This is a genomic window from Bacillus cihuensis (assembly GCF_000504145.1).
Taxonomy (GTDB): Bacteria; Bacillota; Bacilli; order Bacillales; family DSM-1321; genus Peribacillus; species Peribacillus huizhouensis.
This window is the reverse complement of sequence record NZ_KI632499.1, coordinates 107,199-124,311: the sequence shown is the minus strand read 5'-3', so window position 1 is coordinate 124,311 and position 17,113 is coordinate 107,199. Positions and strand designations below refer to the sequence as shown.

16 protein-coding genes are annotated in these 17,113 nt (G+C 37.7%); 2 read left to right on the top strand and 14 right to left on the bottom strand.

Going from position 1 to position 17,113, the window contains the following annotated elements; translation table 11 throughout:
• Positions 1-194: 194 nt before the first annotated feature.
• The 11 genes from V179_RS0124860 to V179_RS0124805 all read right to left on the bottom strand — a co-directional run bounded on the left by V179_RS0124860 (position 195) and on the right by V179_RS0124805 (position 9,058).
• Positions 195-923 (bottom strand): amino acid ABC transporter ATP-binding protein, encoded by a 729-nt coding sequence (locus tag V179_RS0124860; RefSeq protein WP_028393870.1) that lies wholly within the window; start codon positions 921-923, stop codon positions 195-197.
• On the bottom strand, positions 920-1,564 hold the full coding sequence (locus V179_RS0124855; protein ID WP_028393869.1) for an amino acid ABC transporter permease: 645 nt from the start codon (positions 1,562-1,564) through the stop codon (positions 920-922). Before V179_RS0124855 ends, V179_RS0124860 begins: the two co-directional genes overlap by 4 nt.
• A gap of 66 nt (positions 1,565-1,630) precedes the next feature.
• Complete coding sequence (locus tag V179_RS0124850) at positions 1,631-2,410, bottom strand: transporter substrate-binding domain-containing protein (RefSeq protein WP_028393868.1); 780 nt, start codon at positions 2,408-2,410, stop codon at positions 1,631-1,633.
• Between the two features lie 481 nt (positions 2,411-2,891).
• Entirely contained in the window at positions 2,892-3,446 is a 555-nt protein-coding gene (locus tag V179_RS0124845) for a YkoP family protein (RefSeq protein ID WP_028393867.1), read from the bottom strand.
• A 223-nt stretch (positions 3,447-3,669) separates the two neighbouring features.
• Entirely contained in the window at positions 3,670-4,668 is a 999-nt protein-coding gene (locus tag V179_RS0124840) for a DUF4097 family beta strand repeat-containing protein (protein WP_028393866.1), read from the bottom strand.
• A complete protein-coding gene (locus V179_RS29360) occupies positions 4,665-5,126 on the bottom strand; it encodes a hypothetical protein (RefSeq protein ID WP_028393865.1) in 462 nt (153 codons plus the stop codon). The genes V179_RS0124840 and V179_RS29360 overlap by 4 nt, the downstream gene beginning before the upstream one ends.
• Positions 5,123-5,581, bottom strand: coding sequence for an anti-sigma factor family protein (locus tag V179_RS0124830; RefSeq protein ID WP_028393864.1), 459 nt, complete (start codon positions 5,579-5,581; stop codon positions 5,123-5,125). Before V179_RS0124830 ends, V179_RS29360 begins: the two co-directional genes overlap by 4 nt.
• Entirely contained in the window at positions 5,578-6,123 is a 546-nt protein-coding gene (locus tag V179_RS0124825) for an RNA polymerase sigma factor (protein WP_028393863.1), read from the bottom strand. Before V179_RS0124825 ends, V179_RS0124830 begins: the two co-directional genes overlap by 4 nt.
• A 306-nt stretch (positions 6,124-6,429) precedes the next feature.
• Positions 6,430-6,888 (bottom strand): threonine/serine exporter family protein, encoded by a 459-nt coding sequence (locus tag V179_RS0124820; protein ID WP_028393862.1) that lies wholly within the window; start codon positions 6,886-6,888, stop codon positions 6,430-6,432.
• Between the two features lie 23 nt (positions 6,889-6,911).
• Positions 6,912-7,667 carry a threonine/serine exporter family protein gene (locus V179_RS0124815; protein ID WP_028393861.1) on the bottom strand — a complete coding sequence of 252 codons (756 nt, stop codon included), beginning with the start codon at positions 7,665-7,667 and terminating at the stop codon, positions 6,912-6,914.
• A gap of 587 nt (positions 7,668-8,254) precedes the next feature.
• On the bottom strand, positions 8,255-9,058 hold the full coding sequence (locus V179_RS0124805) for an alpha/beta fold hydrolase (RefSeq protein WP_028393860.1): 804 nt from the start codon (positions 9,056-9,058) through the stop codon (positions 8,255-8,257).
• A 137-nt stretch (positions 9,059-9,195) separates the two neighbouring features.
• On the opposite strand from V179_RS0124805, the gene V179_RS0124800 reads away from it, so the two are divergent.
• The gene (locus V179_RS0124800; protein ID WP_028393859.1) at positions 9,196-10,464 is read left to right on the top strand and encodes a dicarboxylate/amino acid:cation symporter; all 1,269 of its coding nucleotides are present in this window, start codon (positions 9,196-9,198) and stop codon (positions 10,462-10,464) included.
• A 377-nt stretch (positions 10,465-10,841) separates the two neighbouring features.
• Here V179_RS0124800 and V179_RS0124795 read toward each other — a convergent pair whose 3' ends face one another.
• Positions 10,842-12,035 carry a class I SAM-dependent rRNA methyltransferase gene (locus V179_RS0124795; protein WP_028393858.1) on the bottom strand — a complete coding sequence of 398 codons (1,194 nt, stop codon included), beginning with the start codon at positions 12,033-12,035 and terminating at the stop codon, positions 10,842-10,844.
• Between the two features lie 303 nt (positions 12,036-12,338).
• Between V179_RS0124795 and gdhA the strand changes: the two genes are divergently transcribed.
• Positions 12,339-13,718, top strand: coding sequence for an NADP-specific glutamate dehydrogenase (gene gdhA / locus V179_RS0124790; RefSeq protein WP_028393857.1), 1,380 nt, complete (start codon positions 12,339-12,341; stop codon positions 13,716-13,718).
• A gap of 360 nt (positions 13,719-14,078) precedes the next feature.
• Here gdhA and V179_RS0124785 read toward each other — a convergent pair whose 3' ends face one another.
• Positions 14,079-16,313 (bottom strand): HAMP domain-containing sensor histidine kinase, encoded by a 2,235-nt coding sequence (locus tag V179_RS0124785; protein WP_028393856.1) that lies wholly within the window; start codon positions 16,311-16,313, stop codon positions 14,079-14,081.
• Positions 16,291-16,986: a response regulator transcription factor gene (locus V179_RS0124780; protein ID WP_028393855.1), complete on the bottom strand. Its 696-nt coding sequence runs from the start codon at positions 16,984-16,986 to the stop codon at positions 16,291-16,293. The genes V179_RS0124785 and V179_RS0124780 overlap by 23 nt, the downstream gene beginning before the upstream one ends.
• Between the last annotated feature and the right edge of the window lie 127 nt (positions 16,987-17,113).

Below are 17,113 nucleotides of genomic sequence, written 5' to 3'. Positions count from 1 at the left end.
TTCCACTACAATCAACATCTGTTCGAATTGGTTTCTTGCTAAAAACAACAATCTTTACGAAAAGAGCCAATAACAAAGAAAGGGGAGTTCCAAAGCAAACAGACCCCGCAACAACTAAATACAGTATAAGATAAGTGTATGAAACACTACATACTGATTTAGAGTGCGAGGTCAGACATTTCCTCTTTATGTACTTATAAAACTTTACTTAAAAATGATTGCGTCCTTATATGCTGCGGATTACTAAATATCTCTTCTGGAACGTTTTCTTCCACCACATAGCCACCGTCCATGAACATTACTCTATCGCCTACTTCACGGGCAAATCCCATCTCATGTGTGACAACGACCATCGTCATTCCTTCTTTGGCAAGTTGTTTCATGACATCAAGTACATCGCCTACCATCTCAGGATCCAAGGCTGATGTTGGTTCATCAAATAACATAATTTTGGGATCCATCGCAAGCGCCCTTGCTATCGCTACCCGCTGCTTTTGTCCCCCAGAAAGTTGGGCTGGATAGCTATCTGCCTTTTCTCTCAAGCCTACTTTATCCAGTAGCTCGTACGCCCTTTGTTTCGCTGCCTCTTTATTAGTTAACCGAACCTTCATGGGCGCCAGTACGATATTTTCTAGCACCGTTTTATGCGGAAATAAGTTAAACTGTTGAAACACCATGCCTACTTCCTCACGTACTTTATTGATATTCACGGTTTTACTTGAAATGATATGACCATTCACAATGACTTCGCCATCAGTGATTTCTTCAAGTCGATTCAAGCACCGTAAAAATGTACTTTTCCCTGAACCAGATGGGCCGATTACACAGACGACCTCGGTTTCTTGAATTTCGGTACTGATGTCCTTCAATACTTCAAGATTTCCAAATGATTTCTTTAAATTTTTTACTTGAATAATGCTCATCGTAATTCAAATCTCCTTTCCAGGAAATTAGCCAGCAGCGTTAATGCGTATATAATAATAAAATAGATAATTCCCACAGTTAGCCAAATTTTAAAGGACTCATAAGTTGCCGCCTGTTGAATTTGACCACGCTGTGTTAAATCGGCAATGCCAATGATCGATAAAAGCGAGGTATCTTTTAAACTAATGATCGATTGATTCGTAAATGTAGGTAACATTCGGCGAAATGCTTGCGGGAGAACGACATATCTCATCGTTTGCGAACCTGTTAGCCCAAGAGACCTTGCTGCTTCCGTTTGACCACTATCAATCGATTGAATGCCCGCTCTGATGATTTCAGCAAAATAAGCTCCGGCATTTATGGCAACCGTTACGATCCCAGCAGTTGTTTTATCCATTGAAATCCATGGGATCGTATTTAGTCCAAAATAAATAAAGAATAATTGTACAATAAATGGCGTTCCACGTATGGCATTAATATAAGTTTTAGCAATCCAGTTCAATGGCTTTATTGGTGCTAAGCGTAGCAATGCCACGATCAGCCCAATAATAAATCCTAGAATAAGGGCAATTACAAAAATATATAGTGTAACCACCAACCCGTCCATTAAATAGGGCAAAGCATTCCTAATTACATCCATAACGGACTCTCCTTCCCCAAAAAGGGCACGAGCAATTTCGCGCCCCAACTACTATATTTACCTCCATTATTCATTCAGATATTTATTAATAATCTCATCGTATTTGCCACTAGCTTTTAGATTAGCTAATCCTTTATTCATTTTCTTTAATAACTCGTCGTTTTTTCCTTTCAAAACAGCAATGCCGTATTCATCCCCATTTAAACGATCCCCGACGATTTCTAGGTCGAGAGTACTTTGGGCAATTGCATAGGCGATAACGGGGTAGTCTTCAATTAATACATCTGAATTTCCGTTTGCCACATCTTGGAACATTGCTGGGCTGTCATTAAATTGAACCAATTCAAATCCTATTTCTTCTGCTTTTTCTGTTGCGAATTTGGCTCCTGTCGTTCCCTTTTTTGCAGCTACTTTTTTACCAGCAAGATCTTCAATGGAAGTAATACCCGTTTCACCTTGCTTCACTACCAATGTCAAACCGGCTTGAAAATATGGATCTGTGAAATCAACGATCTTCTTTCGGTCATCTGTTATACTCATTCCGGCAATGGCCACATCAAGCTGACCTGCTTGCATCGCAGGAATAATCCCACCGAAATCCATCGGTTTGAAATCAATTTTGAAATTTTGATCTTCAGCAATAGCCTTAATGAGATCAATATCGATCCCTGTATATTCCCCGTTTTTATCTTCATATTCGAAGGGTGGATATGTAGTATCAATTCCTACTCTATATACTTTTTCTTGCGTCTCTCCTTCTCCAGCATTACTAGCATCTTTCGTTCCACACGCAGCCAATACTAGAACCATTACAAGTAACAAGCTAACGAGCATATTTTTTTTCATCAGACCATCCTCCTAAACCCTAATTTTTTCCAATACTTATGTAGCTCTTCGTACAGTATTCTATGTCCTAATACCCCTTCCCTAATCATATAAAACTATGATTATTTTTATTCACAATTGTTTGAATAATCTAATAATTATTTCCAATTATAATCCAAACTTTATATAAAGTACATGTTTAAACATATTCGCAAGGAGGGGCATATGAACATGCATAAGATTTACATGGCAACAAGGAAATAAAGTGAAACTTCAATCAGTAGGGGTTTACTGCCTGTTAATGCGGGAGAAATCATGATCGGAATTAAAGCTGGGGTTATTTCAAGATCTGAAGAAGGATAAGATTTAGAAGATTAATAGTCTAGCTCGTTCAATTATTCTTCCATTTATTACCCGTCCATTCGCCAATTCCTCTAGAAAAGGCTCGAAGGGGTCAGATTTCCCTCTATAAATATAGAGGGAAATCTGACCCCTTCGAGACCTACTGTACTTTATACCTACTAATTAAACAGTCTTTAGACATAAATAAATAACTTGGTCCTGTGTGTTTTTTTATAGATACATCAGTGCCTGATAAAATACTAATTGGTAAAAAACTGGCCCATTTAAACCATTTATAAAATGGGTTAGCAATAGGTACAACTTCAAAACCAAGACGATTTACACCTTTGTCCAACGAAGTAATGCCAATAATGCCTTTGATTTGATCTGCTTGATGGTGCTTTTGAATATAAGTCACCAAGTCAGGTAAAGATTTTCTGACAGCATGAAAAATGAACCGGCCCCTGCTAAAATCACTTTTCGTTTGTCCTAGTTCTTTTAATAGAACGGCATTATGTAGATGAATTTTGACTAATGTATCGTTTTTGTTGATCAGTGTTCCATCGGATAGTACAACATTCCTACCTTTGTAACGCGTGAGCTTAACGCGTAAAAAATTTTTCTCTGCCTTTCCATTATAGATGTAAGTCAAATTTGAAAGATGATAATATATTGGATCGATCATATTCCATGCCACGATTATATAACTTTTCATTTCCTCTCATAAACCTCGCTTCATTCACGAATGACTACTCTGTCTCTAAGTTATCCTTCCAAAAAAGAGGGATTTCATTCAAGCTTTATGTGAAACTTTCACCATCCGTGCGGTAGAACCGCTTGTAAATCTGGGGTAAAGTGGAACTTCAATCAGTGGGGGTTACCGCCTATTAATATGGGATAAAAAAAGAAGAGGTTTCTCACCCCTTCATAGTCAATCTTTAGTTTTTCGTAACAATAATATTACCGCTTTCTGTTGCTAACATGACCGAATAGAGGCCACTGCCAAGCTTCGCAGTTGCTTGTTGTTTTTCTTCCGATTCGTTTACTAGAGCGGCAACTTTCCAGCCTAGATTCCCTTTGATTTCTCCGTACTTTGTGGAGGCATCCAGTGTAATTGGCTGCTCTTGTGAAATATTCCAAACAATATCTCCACCAAATGATTCGATAATCGAGCTTCCTGTAAGAACACTATCTGTCAGCATTATGTCTCCACCATGAGCCTGTGCGTATAATACACCGGTATAAGCATTGGTCGTAATGTCACCGTTAAATGTTTTCAGCGTTGCAGATGCATGGATATTATCAATCCTGATAGATCCCTTTCCAATACTTACTCTCACCGCAGCCTGTTTTGGTACAGATATATGAAGCTTCCCTGTTATTCTTGTCAAATCATTTAGTTCAAGCTCAGAATCTAACCAATCAAGATACACTTTATTTCCAATTTGTTTCATCGAAAATTGCTCGTCTACTTTACTCTTTAGCTGTTTATCACTTTTTACGTTTGCGTTCACCTTTCCTTCTATCGTAACTTTCTGTTCATCTGTTCCAGTTATAATTACATCTTCATTTGGTAGAGATATGACCACTTCCTGGATCGTCGATGATGACGTAAGCTCTTCCTGTATACTGTAGGAAGTAGTTTGGAAACTGAAACCTAGCTCAGCCATGGCTTTATTTCCAAAACTAAAGACTAAAGATGTCCCGCCTATTAGCATTAATAAAAGAATACTAAGCCAATGTATACCGAGTTTTTGATCTTTTCTAAAAAAGTGCAGAACGAGAATTTCAACGCCAAGAAAAATACATATAACTGGCCATGAGTAGATTAGGATTTTTGCAAAAGGAATGGATAAGAAGGATTGCAGAAGCCATAGCAACCCAATGACGATTAAAAGAATGCCAGCTGTAATCGAACCGATCCTCCAATTCCTCATTGCGCTTCCTCTTTCCTACCGCGAAGAAGTTTAAACCCAAATCCAACTAAAATAGATGCTAAGACGACTTGTTGCAAGAAATTATAAGGAATATATTGCATAATTTCATTTGGTAGCCAGTTCATAAACATTTGCATGAAACTAATTAGCCCGACTACTATGAGAATCCAACCAACTATGTTCTTCTTTCCTTGGAGAACATCCCATTGAAGTAGCATTTCATCGTTTCTTTCTCCAGTCTCAATAATCATCCGATAATGATTTAATGCATCATAATATGCATAAAAAACAAGCACTGGTAGGAATATGGCCAGACCGCCGAATAATTGAGCAGTAATAAACACTCCACCGAAAAATAACAACATTAATTGCAGGCCTCTATTCATCAAACCTAGATAAAATTGCCCAAGTCCCGGTAAGAATGACAGGATATATATCCATTTCTTTGGCTGTTTCATTTGTTTTCTCCTCCAGTTTTCGACTGTATTTTCAAGTTAATTTTATTAAGAGAAGTCATTCCTTTTTCTAAAGAATAATTAGCTTGCTCTACTGTTACTGACGAAATCCCTATCACATGATCTGATGTTTCAATGATATAATCAACAACCTTCGCTTGAGAAAATAGGATTGTCGCTGCTGCTGCAAGGATAAAATGTAAATAGGTACTGCGTTTGTTTTTTTGTGTCGATGCTAGTTTTTCTGTTTTCTCAATCTTGCCCATAACTTCAGCTGATATATCAATGGATAGTTGCCTAGATGGCTCATGCCATTCATTAGTCAATTCTTCAAGTAAGGCAAACTCTTCCTGACACTGACTACAACCGATTAAATGATTTTCTAGATTCGCTATTTCGTAGCCGGAGAGTTCGTTCTGTATATACGCGATAAGTTGTTCTGCTGTAATGTGACTCATCTCAGTTCCTCTCCCTTCCCTTGTCTCTTCATGATAAGCTTGGCTCGGTATAATCTAGATTCTACGGTTTTGACCGCAACATTTAGTGTAGAGGCAATTTGCCGATAAGATTGCTGCTGAAAATAATAAAGATGGACAACTTCCTTATACGGATCTGGGAGTTTTTCCATATAGGCACGTGCAAGCTCTTTGGTTTCCTTATCAAGAAGCAGATTTTCCGGTGTAGACTCAAAAGGAATCTCCAAAAGACCTCCCTCTCCTTCATAGGTTACTTGTCGGATCATCTTGCGCCGATAATCAAGTGCCTTACTCATCGCAATCTTGTAGATCCATGTAGAAAGACTAGAATCCCCTTTGAATTGAGAAAGAGAACGATACAGCTGAAGAAATACTTCCTGAGTGATATCTTCAGCATCTTTGGTATTCTTACTTACTTTATATGCAGCCGCAAACACCCTAGCCTGATAACGAGATATCAACTCACGAAATTGATCCCTTTCTCCAGCCACGATTCGCTTTACCAGCTGTTCATCCTTCTCCACCTGCATCACCTCTTTTCTCTCTACTTATTTAGACGTACAATAATGTAAATCCCCTGCAAGATTTTAAAAAAATTTTAAAGAACAAAAAAGGACCGAAAAATTCAGTCCTTTTTTAATAGGCTATCTTAAAACTCATTATTGATTTTTGGCACTATATTTTGATTGGAACGGAAGGCGTAAGACTCCTGCGGGAAAAGCTAGTCCACAGGTGCACAGCGACGAGGAGGCTCCCGGCCCGCCCGCGGAAAGCGAACGCCTTACTTTCCAACAGGCAAGTTTAACAGAACCTTTTAACTATTTATTGATTTAATCCTTTTCAAGTGCAGTTGTTTCTTTCCTTCTTCTTATAACTTTTTGGTATAACTGATGGATTACTTCAGAAAAGAGTAAGCCCATCGCAATGGCTCCTGAAAGCATGACCACTTTGGCTGCAAGTTGAATGGCCGTATTATAATCATTTTCAACAAAATGGCGCATAGCGTTATACGATATCCCTCCTGGTACAAGCGGAATAATCCCTGCAACACTAAATATAATAACCGGCATTTTGTACAATTTGGCCAAGAACTGACTGATAATAGCCACAACTAATGATGCCACGAGTGTAGCCACAATACTACTAACATCCCGGACATAGAGAATATAATAGACAGACCATCCTGCCATTCCGATGAAGCCGCATTTCACTAATGTTTCCTTTGGTGCGTTAAAAATAATTCCAAATGCTGCTGACGCAATAAAACTGGTAATAAACTGTATAATCATTTATTTACGTCTCCCTCGCATTATTACAAAAATATAAAGGCAACCGCAATCCCTGACCCTATTGCTGATGCAGTCAAAAATGCTTCCGCTCCTTTAGCAATTCCCGATACGAGATGCCCGGTAATTAAATCCCTCACTGCATTTGTAATGAGGAGACCAGGTACAAGCGGCATAACTGCTCCGATAATAATTTTATCTACATATGTACCCCAATTATACGAAACGGCAATAAACGCAAAGGCACCAATGATTAAAGAAGCAATAAATTCAGCAAAAAATTTAATCTCTAGTAGTTTGTGTAGATAAACAAGAGTTGAAAAGCCTAGACCACCAGCCAAACACGCTACCAAAAAGTCCGTCCACAGCCCCTGATACATGATCATAAAGCAGCCGCTTGCAATAAACGCAGCAAAAATCTGAAGCCATATCGGAAAAGCAAGATTTGAAGTCTCAATTTCCTTTAACTTTACTAACGCTTCTTTCACTGTTAGTTCACCACTGCTTATTTGCCGGGAAATACTATTCACTTTCGTTACTTTGTGCAGATCCGTGGAGCGTTCTGAAATTCGAATCAACTTTGTCGGATCATTCCCATCCATCGAAAAAATAATACCCGTAGGTGTCACAAATGAATGAGACGAGTGGATTCCATAGGAAGCAGCAATTCGAGTCATCGTATCCTCAATCCGGTACGTTTCTGCACCGCTACTGAGCATAATCTTTCCTGCCAATAAACAGACTTCAATAATCTCGTAAGTGGGCGTTGTCCGTATTTCCATTGACATCTCTCCAAAACTTAGTTTCCTTAATAGTATCGTTATTTCCATAAAAATCAACTGTATAGGGAATAAATAACAGATAAGCTAATTTGATAATTGTATTTTTCATCAAGTGGTGATATTTCAAAAATCATTTATAACTACACTACTTCTCAATCCACTTTTCACAAATAAACTGACCTCGTTTTGTAAATAGGCTAATTTCAGTAACCCCTTTCTTTGCGAGGTATTTCATCAGTATATAGACCTCTTCATTACCTTTAATCCCTTTTCTACATTTCGAACATTTTGGTTTAATTTTAAACCTGTCTATTCCCCCATCTATCTGATTTCTATTCGTTAGATCGTTCTCTCATAAAAGTAAAGCGAACAGCAGCGGTAGTACCGGATATCTCCTGAGTAAAAGACGAAAATCACTTTCCAAATTAGTTTTAAAAAATTTTCTGCTTTCAAGCTTAATTGTTTTGTATTATATTTAACCACCATTTCCCTCCCTATCCTTTTTAAGAAAATTCTGGTGGGAAGATTCATTAATAAATGTATTCGATGAAAAAAGCATGGCAAGATAACCATGCTTTTCGTATCAGCTATTCTGTTTGTATAAACCGATCAACCACCTCATTAAACCTTTCTGTTTCTTCTATAAATGGACAGTGGCAGCTGTTTTCAAAGATTTCGAGTTGTGAACCTGATATTTTTCCCTTCAGATATTCACCAGCTGCTACAGGAATAACCTTTTCTTCTCGACCGAAGCAAAGCAGCGTAGGTACCGTGATACTTGGCAAGAACTCGCGGTAATCCACTATTGACTGGTCAAATAGAATTGCACTCGCAATAGATTCAGGCATCTTCGTTACTTCTTCAAGCATCCAGGCTGCCTCATCCGGTTTCAATTCATCTTTAAACATGGATGTTAGAAATCCTGTCAAAAACTTAGAACGGTTCGTCTGGATTTCCGTCATGAAGGCACTTAATGTCGCAATATCGAAGGCTCCAATTTCAAAGTCGGGCCATTTAAAGTCCGAAGCAAGCTCATCGACTATGATGGTTGAATGTATATTTTCTGATCCAAACTGCTTTATATAATCCCATACGACGAAAGCACCCATCGACCAGCCAACGAGCACAACACCCTTTAAATCCATTTTTTCAATAAATGTATGCAAATCCTTAGCATAAGTCGCTACTGTATTTCCATGGTGTACATGAGTAGAACGTCCATGACTTCGAAAGTCTAATAGAATAGAGCGGTAATTCTCTGCAAAAAACGATTGCTGCTTTTCAAAGAAGCGACTGCTCATCCAAACACCATGCAGGAAAATCACAGGTCTTCCTGTCCCCTTTTCTTCATAATATAAGTCAATTCCTTGCTCAATCGTTACATAAGCCATCGTACCCCTCCCATTCCTAATAATATTAAACAGTTTTTCTACAGCCCTTCAAAAAATAGATTGAAAAGCTGTATTTTACATATGATAATAAACTCTATGTATCGTTATCATTTTTCATGAAAGAAGGATTAAATATTTTGAAAAACTTTTTTTCCAATTATAAATCATCGCTGATGTTACTTATTGCAATCATAATTGGTGGTTTTGCTGGCATTATTTTCGGAACAAAGACATCTGTTGTACAACCGTTAGGTGACCTGTTTCTTAATTTAATGTTTATGATGATTGTTCCTCTCGTATTCTTTAGTATAGCTGCAGCCATCGCCAATATGGGTGGTATGCAGCGCCTTGGTAAGATTATGGGGAGTATTTTCATTGTCTTCCTTGGGACTGCCATTATTTCTGCTTTTCTCGCTTTTGCGGGAACAAGTATTATAAACCCATTAGAAGGCACGGATACTTCTGCCATTAGAAGTTTAATGGATCAAGTGGAAAAACCAGAAACTTCATTAGAAGATATCTCTGTGCTCGAGCAACTTGTAAATACCTTTACCGTTTCCGATTTTTCTTTATTATTATCACGAAGTAATATGCTTCAACTTATAGTTTTCTCTGTTCTTTTCGGCCTGGCTACAGCATTGGCCGGTGAAGTGGCCAAGCCAGTAGCTGCATTTCTAACAGGCGGAACAGCAGTTATGATGAAAATGGTCAAGATTGTCATGTATTATGCTCCCATTGGGCTTGGTGCCTATTTTGCGGCGGTGATCGGTCAACTCGGACCACAGATTCTTGAAGGATATGCCAGAGGATTTATTCTTTATCTCGTATTAACTCTCGTATACTATTTTGGATTCTTCACGTTATACGCTTATCTTGCAGGGCGCAGTGAAGGTGTTAAGATTTTCTGGAAAAATGCATTTACGCCATCGATTACGGCCATCGCTACTTGTTCAAGTGCTGCCAGCATTCCTGCAAATCTTGAATCTACTCGTAAGATGGGAGTACCAAAGGATATTGCTGAAACGGTAATTCCGCTTGGTGCAAACATGCATAAGGACGGCTCTGTTTTTGGCGGTGTATTGAAAATTGTCTTCTTGTTTACTTTGTTTGGCAAAGACATGACAAGCCCGTCAAACATCTTAAGTATTATTGCAGTCTCTTTCTTAGTCGGAGCGGTAATGGGGGCCATCCCTGGAGGTGGCTTGATTGGGGAAATGTTGATTCTTAGCATTTTTGACTTCCCACCAAGTGTTCTGCCAATTATCGCCGTAATTAGTACGATTATTGATGCTCCTGCAACCCTTTTGAACTCAACAGGCAACACAGTATGTGCCATGATGGTCACACGACTTGTTGAAGGGAAGAATTGGTTGAGGAAGTCTTTTTCACCAAGTGAAACCGTATAATGTTATGAAAAGAGGATGTCCCAAGTAAGGTCATCCTCTTTTCTTCTTAATAAATTTTGTATGAAGAACATGGGTCCGGGGCTTCGCAACTTACTAACCTAGCCAATCTACATGGCAGAAAAACGTACTTTCATTTCAAAATCCTGCTCCACACCGCCACCATTGTGATTAGGAGCTTGTAGCGTGCTTCATGATATAACCTTCATAATAAATAGTAGCGATTTAACGCCATATTAGTTTTGTATGTGTTCCATGTGAAACGAAGATGTTCCAAAAGAAAGAGCCTGGCCTTTTACTCTAAACAACATTTATTGTGTTATCTACTCATATTATTAATAATATATTGTAGGAATCTGATTGGTCATCACCATTTGTGATCACTTCAGCTTTCTAATGAAAACAACCTTCAAATAATTTCCTTCTTTAAATTCCTTTATTGTTTTAAAATCATCCGGCAACGAGAATTGCTCTTCTATTTTATATGTAGATCCACTTTCTTTAAATGCTGCATCAATGAAGCCTTTAAATTTTTTCATATCAAAGGAGCTGCTGTTCGTTGAAGCGACAATGATTCCATCATCCTCTGTGATGGCAATCGTGTCATTTAGCAAATTTTTATAATCCTTGGCTGCACTAAAGGTAAATTTCTTTGATTTAGCAAAGCTTGGTGGGTCGAGAATCACCAAATCAAACATTAACTTCTTCTTGATTGCATATTTAAAATAATGGAACACATCCATTACAACAATATTCTGTTCTTTAGGGTCAATACCATTTATACTAAATTGCTCGCTCGTTTTCGGAAGGCTGCGATTGGCAAGGTCAACACTTGTTGTTTTAATCGCTCCACCCAATGCTGCAAAAACAGAAAAAGCTCCTGTATAAGAAAACATATTCAGCACCGTTTTTCCTTTTGAATATGTATCACGAATGGTCTTTCTGACGTCTCGTTGATCAAGGAATACTCCAACCATCGCTCCATCATTTAAATACACAGCAAAATTCACACCATTTTCCTTAACAATTAGCGGAAATTCCGGTGGTTCTCCCATGACGAAATCATCTTCATCCATATACTGTCCCTTCGTATCGAAGCGTTTCTTTTGATACACTGATTTAACCACAACACTATTAATCAATGCCTTTAGCACAAACTCTTTAAATGCATAAATTCCCGCACTATACCAGTTGAGGACGAAATGACCATCATAATAGTCAATGATTATGCCGCCAATGCCATCGCCTTCTCCATTAAAAATTCTAAAAGCAGTCGTATCAGGGTCTTCAAAGAAGGATTTTCTTAATGCAATCGCCTTTTGCAGCTTTTTATCAAAAAAGGACTGATTTACTTCTTCCGATTCGCTATTAGTAAGAATCCAGCCAATTCCTTTGTTTTGAATACCATAATACCCTTTACCTAAGAATTTCCCTTTCTCATCCGTTACTCTGATGATCTTTCCCTCTTCTTTAAGGTCTTGACTATTTATTACAGCATCTTTTTCAATTAATGGATAACCTTTAACCAACTTATTGATGAAATTGTTTTTTATTTTTATATTCATTTGAAACATCCTTTAAAATAGTTTTCACGCTTATTTCTATCATCTCATGCTTTGTAGGAAAAATGCAAAGGGGGCCATGTCTTTACAACCACGACTTATTAGAATTTGCAACAATGTGGTGATTAAAATTGGCCTTCTTAGTCCTTTGAAAAAAGGGCAGAGTGAGGCGTTTTTATCAATTATTCAATAGGTCATTTCATTCTTTCATCTCAAAAAGACATGATTATTATCTATTATTCAGATTGTTAAGGTTAACCGTAAGAGATAAAATATATTCAAAGCAAAAGCAAACTATTTAAGGAGTGATACATCATGGTGGTTCAAGAACCATTACAAGGTCAATTACAAGCAGCAGAAGAGTATGTAAACAACGTATATGAGCTTGTTAAACAACGCAATCCGCATGAATCTGAATTTCATCAAGCCGTTAAAGAAATCTTCCTCTCTCTTACTACAGTATTCGCAAAATACCCACAATATATTGAACATAACATACTTGAAAGAATGGTAGAACCTGAGCGAATGATTACCTTTAGAGTACCATGGGTTGATGATAAGGGAAAAGTTCAAGTAAATCGCGGCTTCCGTGTTCAATTTAATAGTGCAATCGGTCCATACAAAGGCGGACTTAGGTTTCACCCGACTGTGAACGCAAGCATTATTAAATTCCTTGGCTTTGAGCAAATTCTGAAAAACTCCCTTACAGGTCAAGCAATTGGCGGTGGCAAAGGCGGATCTGACTTTGATCCGAAAGGAAAATCAGATCTTGAAGTCATGCGTTTTACACAAAGCTTCATGACAGAGCTTTATCGCCATATCGGTCCTGATATTGATGTTCCAGCAGGGGACATTGGTGTTGGAGCGAGAGAAATCGGCTACTTATTCGGTCAATACAAACGCATTCGCGGCAGTTATGAAGCTGGAGTTCTTACTGGTAAAGGCATCAGCTATGGCGGTAGCCTTGCTAGAACTGAAGCAACTGGATATGGTGCCGTTTACTTTGTACAAGAAATGCTAAAAAGCAAAGGCTTGAGCTTCGAAGGTAGTACAGTAACCGTATCAGGTTCAGGAAATGTATCGATTTATGCGATTGAAAAAGCGACTGAGCTTGGAGCGAAAGTTGTTGCTTGCAGTGATTCAAATGGATATATTTACGATGAAAAAGGCATTGATTTAGCTACTGTTAAACAACTGAAAGAAGTCGAAAGAAAACGACTTAGCGTATATACAGACATTCATCCGCATGCAATGTATTTTGAAGGTAGCAAAGGTATCTGGACGGTTCCTTGTGATATCGCATTACCGTGTGCTACTCAAAACGAATTGGATGAATTTGATGCAGAAATCCTTATTTCGAATCAAGTAAAAGCAATCGGTGAGGGAGCAAATATGCCTTCTACATTAGAGGCGATTGATCTTTTCCACAAAAATGACGTTCTCTTTGCTCCAGCAAAAGCTGCAAACGCTGGTGGAGTAGCTGTATCTTCTTTAGAAATGGCACAGAATAGTTCACGCATTGCTTGGACATTTGAAGAAGTTGATGCAAAACTGCAAACGATTATGAAAAACATTTATGAAAATAGCTTAAGCGCATCAGAGGAATTCGGTGAACCAGGAAACCTAGTTCTTGGATCAAACATCGCTGGCTTTATTAAAGTTGCGGACAATATGATTGCACAAGGTGTCATCTAATTCGAATCCATTATGTTACAAAAAGGGTGTCCCATTAGAAAATGGTGACACCCTCTTTCTTTATTTAAAGCGCAACTTGTTTAAAAAATTCCATGTAAAACCTATCTTTAACCATCTATTTTTTCTGTTATAAATAACAAAACTAGATTGATAACATTAAAAGAAGCGCATCGATTCATTTATTCATGTCGAAATAAAATTGAGATCAATAATATTTCCTTGTTTGCTATTTTATCAGCCGATTCATGTACTATATCAGCCGAATTCCTAATTTATCGGCCATTTTCTATATTTTATCAGCCAATCTCCTCATATTTCAGCCGTTTCAATAAATAACGGAAATTCCCCTTCTTTTATAGTTCACATCGTATTTATTTTCACGGTCACTTTAAATAAATCTCCATCAATTTCAAGATTCAAATCTCCGCCATGCATATCCATAATGGACTTGGCAATGGCAAGCCCTAGACCTGATCCCTCTGTATGACGCGACGTATCTCCTCGTTTAAATCGGTCAAACATTTCATCGACACTGTCACCAAGCTCATACTTTGTCACATTTTTAAACGTAATTACGGCTTGACTGTTCATTTTTTCAACCGATATATAGACTCTTGTTTGTTCCATCGAATACTTCAGAATATTGCCGATCAGATTATCAAATACCCGCCATATCTTTTGCCCATCAACAACGGCATAGACGGGATAATCTGGGCAATTGACACGGAATTGCAACGTTGAATTTTGGATGTTCTCGTCATACTCAGCAAGCGTTTGCTGTAGAAGCTGGACAATATCTGCCTGTTCCTTGACAAGATTAATACTCCCACTTGCCATTTTTGAAGCTTCAAAAAGATCTTCAATCAATCCTTGCAATCTTTTGGATTTGCGATTGACGATTTCAATATAAGCATTCCGATCTTCATCTGCTAGATTTGGATTCTTCAACAACTCAGAATAAGTGATGATTGACGTAAGCGGTGTACGTAAATCATGACTAACATTTGTAATTAACTCTGTCTTTAATCGTTCACTTTTAGCCTGTTCAGACTTCGAAGATTTAACACCTTGTTTCATACTATTAATATCTCGAGCTAATCCAGCTAACACCGATTTCCCCTTCATCTCTATATCAACGTTCATATTTCCATTTACAAGCTCATTCGTATGCTTAATGATCCTATTAAAATAACCGGTGCGATTGAATATATACAATACGGTCGGCAGCCCAATAAATAGTAACCCTAGGACATAACCGAAAATAAGTCTAGGTTCCCAAACTACAGCAGAAAAGGCGAAACCACAAGTGTAAATAATAAATAGTATAATCGTTATCCGAACACCAACACTTGTATATAGAAACGACTGCTGCAGTGATTGAAACAAACGGGATAGAACGGATCGCTCCCATTCAACTTTTAGATGACCACTGCCCTTTTTATAAACATGGATTAATTCGACTGCTTGGAACGTGATTAACATCATTATCATTATCGTAAGGAAAAAAAGTCCAAGTACATCTATTACCCAATCTACCGGATTACCATCCCCATAATTACCCAGGCCCCCATAGCTGCCAGGTTCCAGATTAGTAGCCAAAGTCGGTACAGCTATTGTCAGCATAATTCCGAAAATAACCATCCTGAGATCGATTGGAATCCGCTCATAATGGGTAATCCACTTAACTTCAACCATCCGCTGAAAAGGCCTGATTTTTTGATAAAAATACAAGCATAAAAATATAGCCAAAACGGTAAGTCCAAGAATTGTATAAAAGTAAACTTTATCAATTTGATAATTTTTGTAATCTAGTATCACTGGATTGTTTTCTGGAGCAGATTTTGAAACGCCTATTTTTCCTTCAAATCGATTATTTGTTCTGTTTATTGTAATGCCTTCTAATTCCGAATTATAACTTCCTGGCTTTAGATAGCCATATTTACCGGACGGAAATGTCCGTACATACCACATACTTTTATTTGTAAAAATAGTATCAAGATGGTCACCTTCATCCATATTCACATTGGTGAACACTTTACCCGTTGATGTGTCTTTCAGATAATACTTAAACACATCCTTATATTCATTCAATTCATTATGATAGTTATCCTGAAGTTCTTGAAAGGAACGATCTATCTGCTGCTCTTTTTCCTTCCGGATCTTGGCTTCTACATACTCATCACTATTAAAGTTTTTCGTGATGTCTGCTATTTTTTTATCACGTTCTTTCGTATAGGCTTCAGCTGATTCCTTATTTCCAGCTAGATTCGCGTCCGAAATGCGACTCTCGTATTGATCTTTTATATTTTGAATCTGTTCAGATAATCCGCCATATCGATAACGGTGTTCTTCAATTTCCTCAGGTGTAACAACCAGTTTTTTTTTCACATCTTCTGCTGTTACGCCATTTAATTCAAGCAAATTAATAGTATCCACAAACTGACTGAAATGATTTTCAAAGAAGTCTGTTTCATAGTATTCCTTGTTTATATATCGGCTGCTATGATCGCCAATAAAAAAGACCCCTTTTAAACCACACGTAAATAAAACCAACCAAATTATTAATAGATAGTTACTTTTCCATTTTATACCCAATTCCCCATACCACCTTTAAATACCTTGGATTTTTCGGATCAATTTCAATTTTTTCACGGATTTTCCGAATATGTACGGCAACTGTATTTTCCGCATTATAGCTCGGTTCTTTCCAAACACGTTCATAAATGTCTTGAATCGAGAAAACTCGGCCGGGGTGATTCATAAGTAGTTTAACAATTCTGTATTCAATCGGAGTTAACTTTACTGCCTCTCCATTGACCTCAACAATCTTCGCTTCCGGGTCCAGAGTCAGTCCGTTCAAATTGAGGATCTTATTGCTATCTTCATACGTCCCAAGTGTCACATACCTACGAAGCTGTGATTTAACGCGAGCTATTAACTCAAGCGGATTAAAAGGCTTTGTCACATAATCGTCTGCACCAACCTGAAGCCCCAATACTTTATCGGTGTCTTCACTTTTTGCACTTAAAATAATAATCGGGATATTCTTTTGTTCACGAATTTTGAAAGTCGCGGCAATCCCATCCATTCTAGGCATCATCACATCTAGGATAATAAGATGAATCGGATGCTCATCCAACTTTTCTATGGCCTCAATACCATCACAAGCTTGAACGACTGTAATGCCCTCATATTTCAAATATATTTCGATCGCATCGCGAATTTCTTTTTCATCATCTACTACCAATACAGAAAAAGGTTTTGTCATTTTTTTCACACTCCTTTCTTTACTATATCAGAGTTAGTTTGAATTAATTTACATTCTAAAGGGTAAATCTTAACATTTACTTACTAGAATTCTTAAGAATTTCTTAAGGTTTTCAGTAACAGCTATC

Bases quoted from the DNA above. Each gene is read 5' to 3' on its own strand.
- V179_RS0124860 (WP_028393870.1), bottom strand. From the start codon at position 923: ATGAGCATTATTCAAGTAAAAAATTTAAAGAAATCATTTGGAAATCTT.
- V179_RS0124855 (WP_028393869.1), bottom strand. From the start codon at position 1,564: ATGGATGTAATTAGGAATGCTTTGCCCTATTTAATGGACGGGTTGGTG.
- V179_RS0124850 (WP_028393868.1), bottom strand. From the start codon at position 2,410: ATGAAAAAAAATATGCTCGTTAGCTTGTTACTTGTAATGGTTCTAGTA.
- V179_RS0124845 (WP_028393867.1), bottom strand. From the start codon at position 3,446: ATGAAAAGTTATATAATCGTGGCATGGAATATGATCGATCCAATATAT.
- V179_RS0124840 (WP_028393866.1), bottom strand. From the start codon at position 4,668: ATGAGGAATTGGAGGATCGGTTCGATTACAGCTGGCATTCTTTTAATC.
- V179_RS29360 (WP_028393865.1), bottom strand. From the start codon at position 5,126: ATGAAACAGCCAAAGAAATGGATATATATCCTGTCATTCTTACCGGGA.
- V179_RS0124830 (WP_028393864.1), bottom strand. From the start codon at position 5,581: ATGAGTCACATTACAGCAGAACAACTTATCGCGTATATACAGAACGAA.
- V179_RS0124820 (WP_028393862.1), bottom strand. From the start codon at position 6,888: ATGATTATACAGTTTATTACCAGTTTTATTGCGTCAGCAGCATTTGGA.
- V179_RS0124815 (WP_028393861.1), bottom strand. From the start codon at position 7,667: ATGGAAATACGGACAACGCCCACTTACGAGATTATTGAAGTCTGTTTA.
- V179_RS0124805 (WP_028393860.1), bottom strand. From the start codon at position 9,058: ATGGCTTATGTAACGATTGAGCAAGGAATTGACTTATATTATGAAGAA.
- V179_RS0124795 (WP_028393858.1), bottom strand. From the start codon at position 12,035: ATGTTTCAAATGAATATAAAAATAAAAAACAATTTCATCAATAAGTTG.
- gdhA (WP_028393857.1), top strand. From the start codon at position 12,339: ATGGTGGTTCAAGAACCATTACAAGGTCAATTACAAGCAGCAGAAGAG.
- V179_RS0124780 (WP_028393855.1), bottom strand. From the start codon at position 16,986: ATGACAAAACCTTTTTCTGTATTGGTAGTAGATGATGAAAAAGAAATT.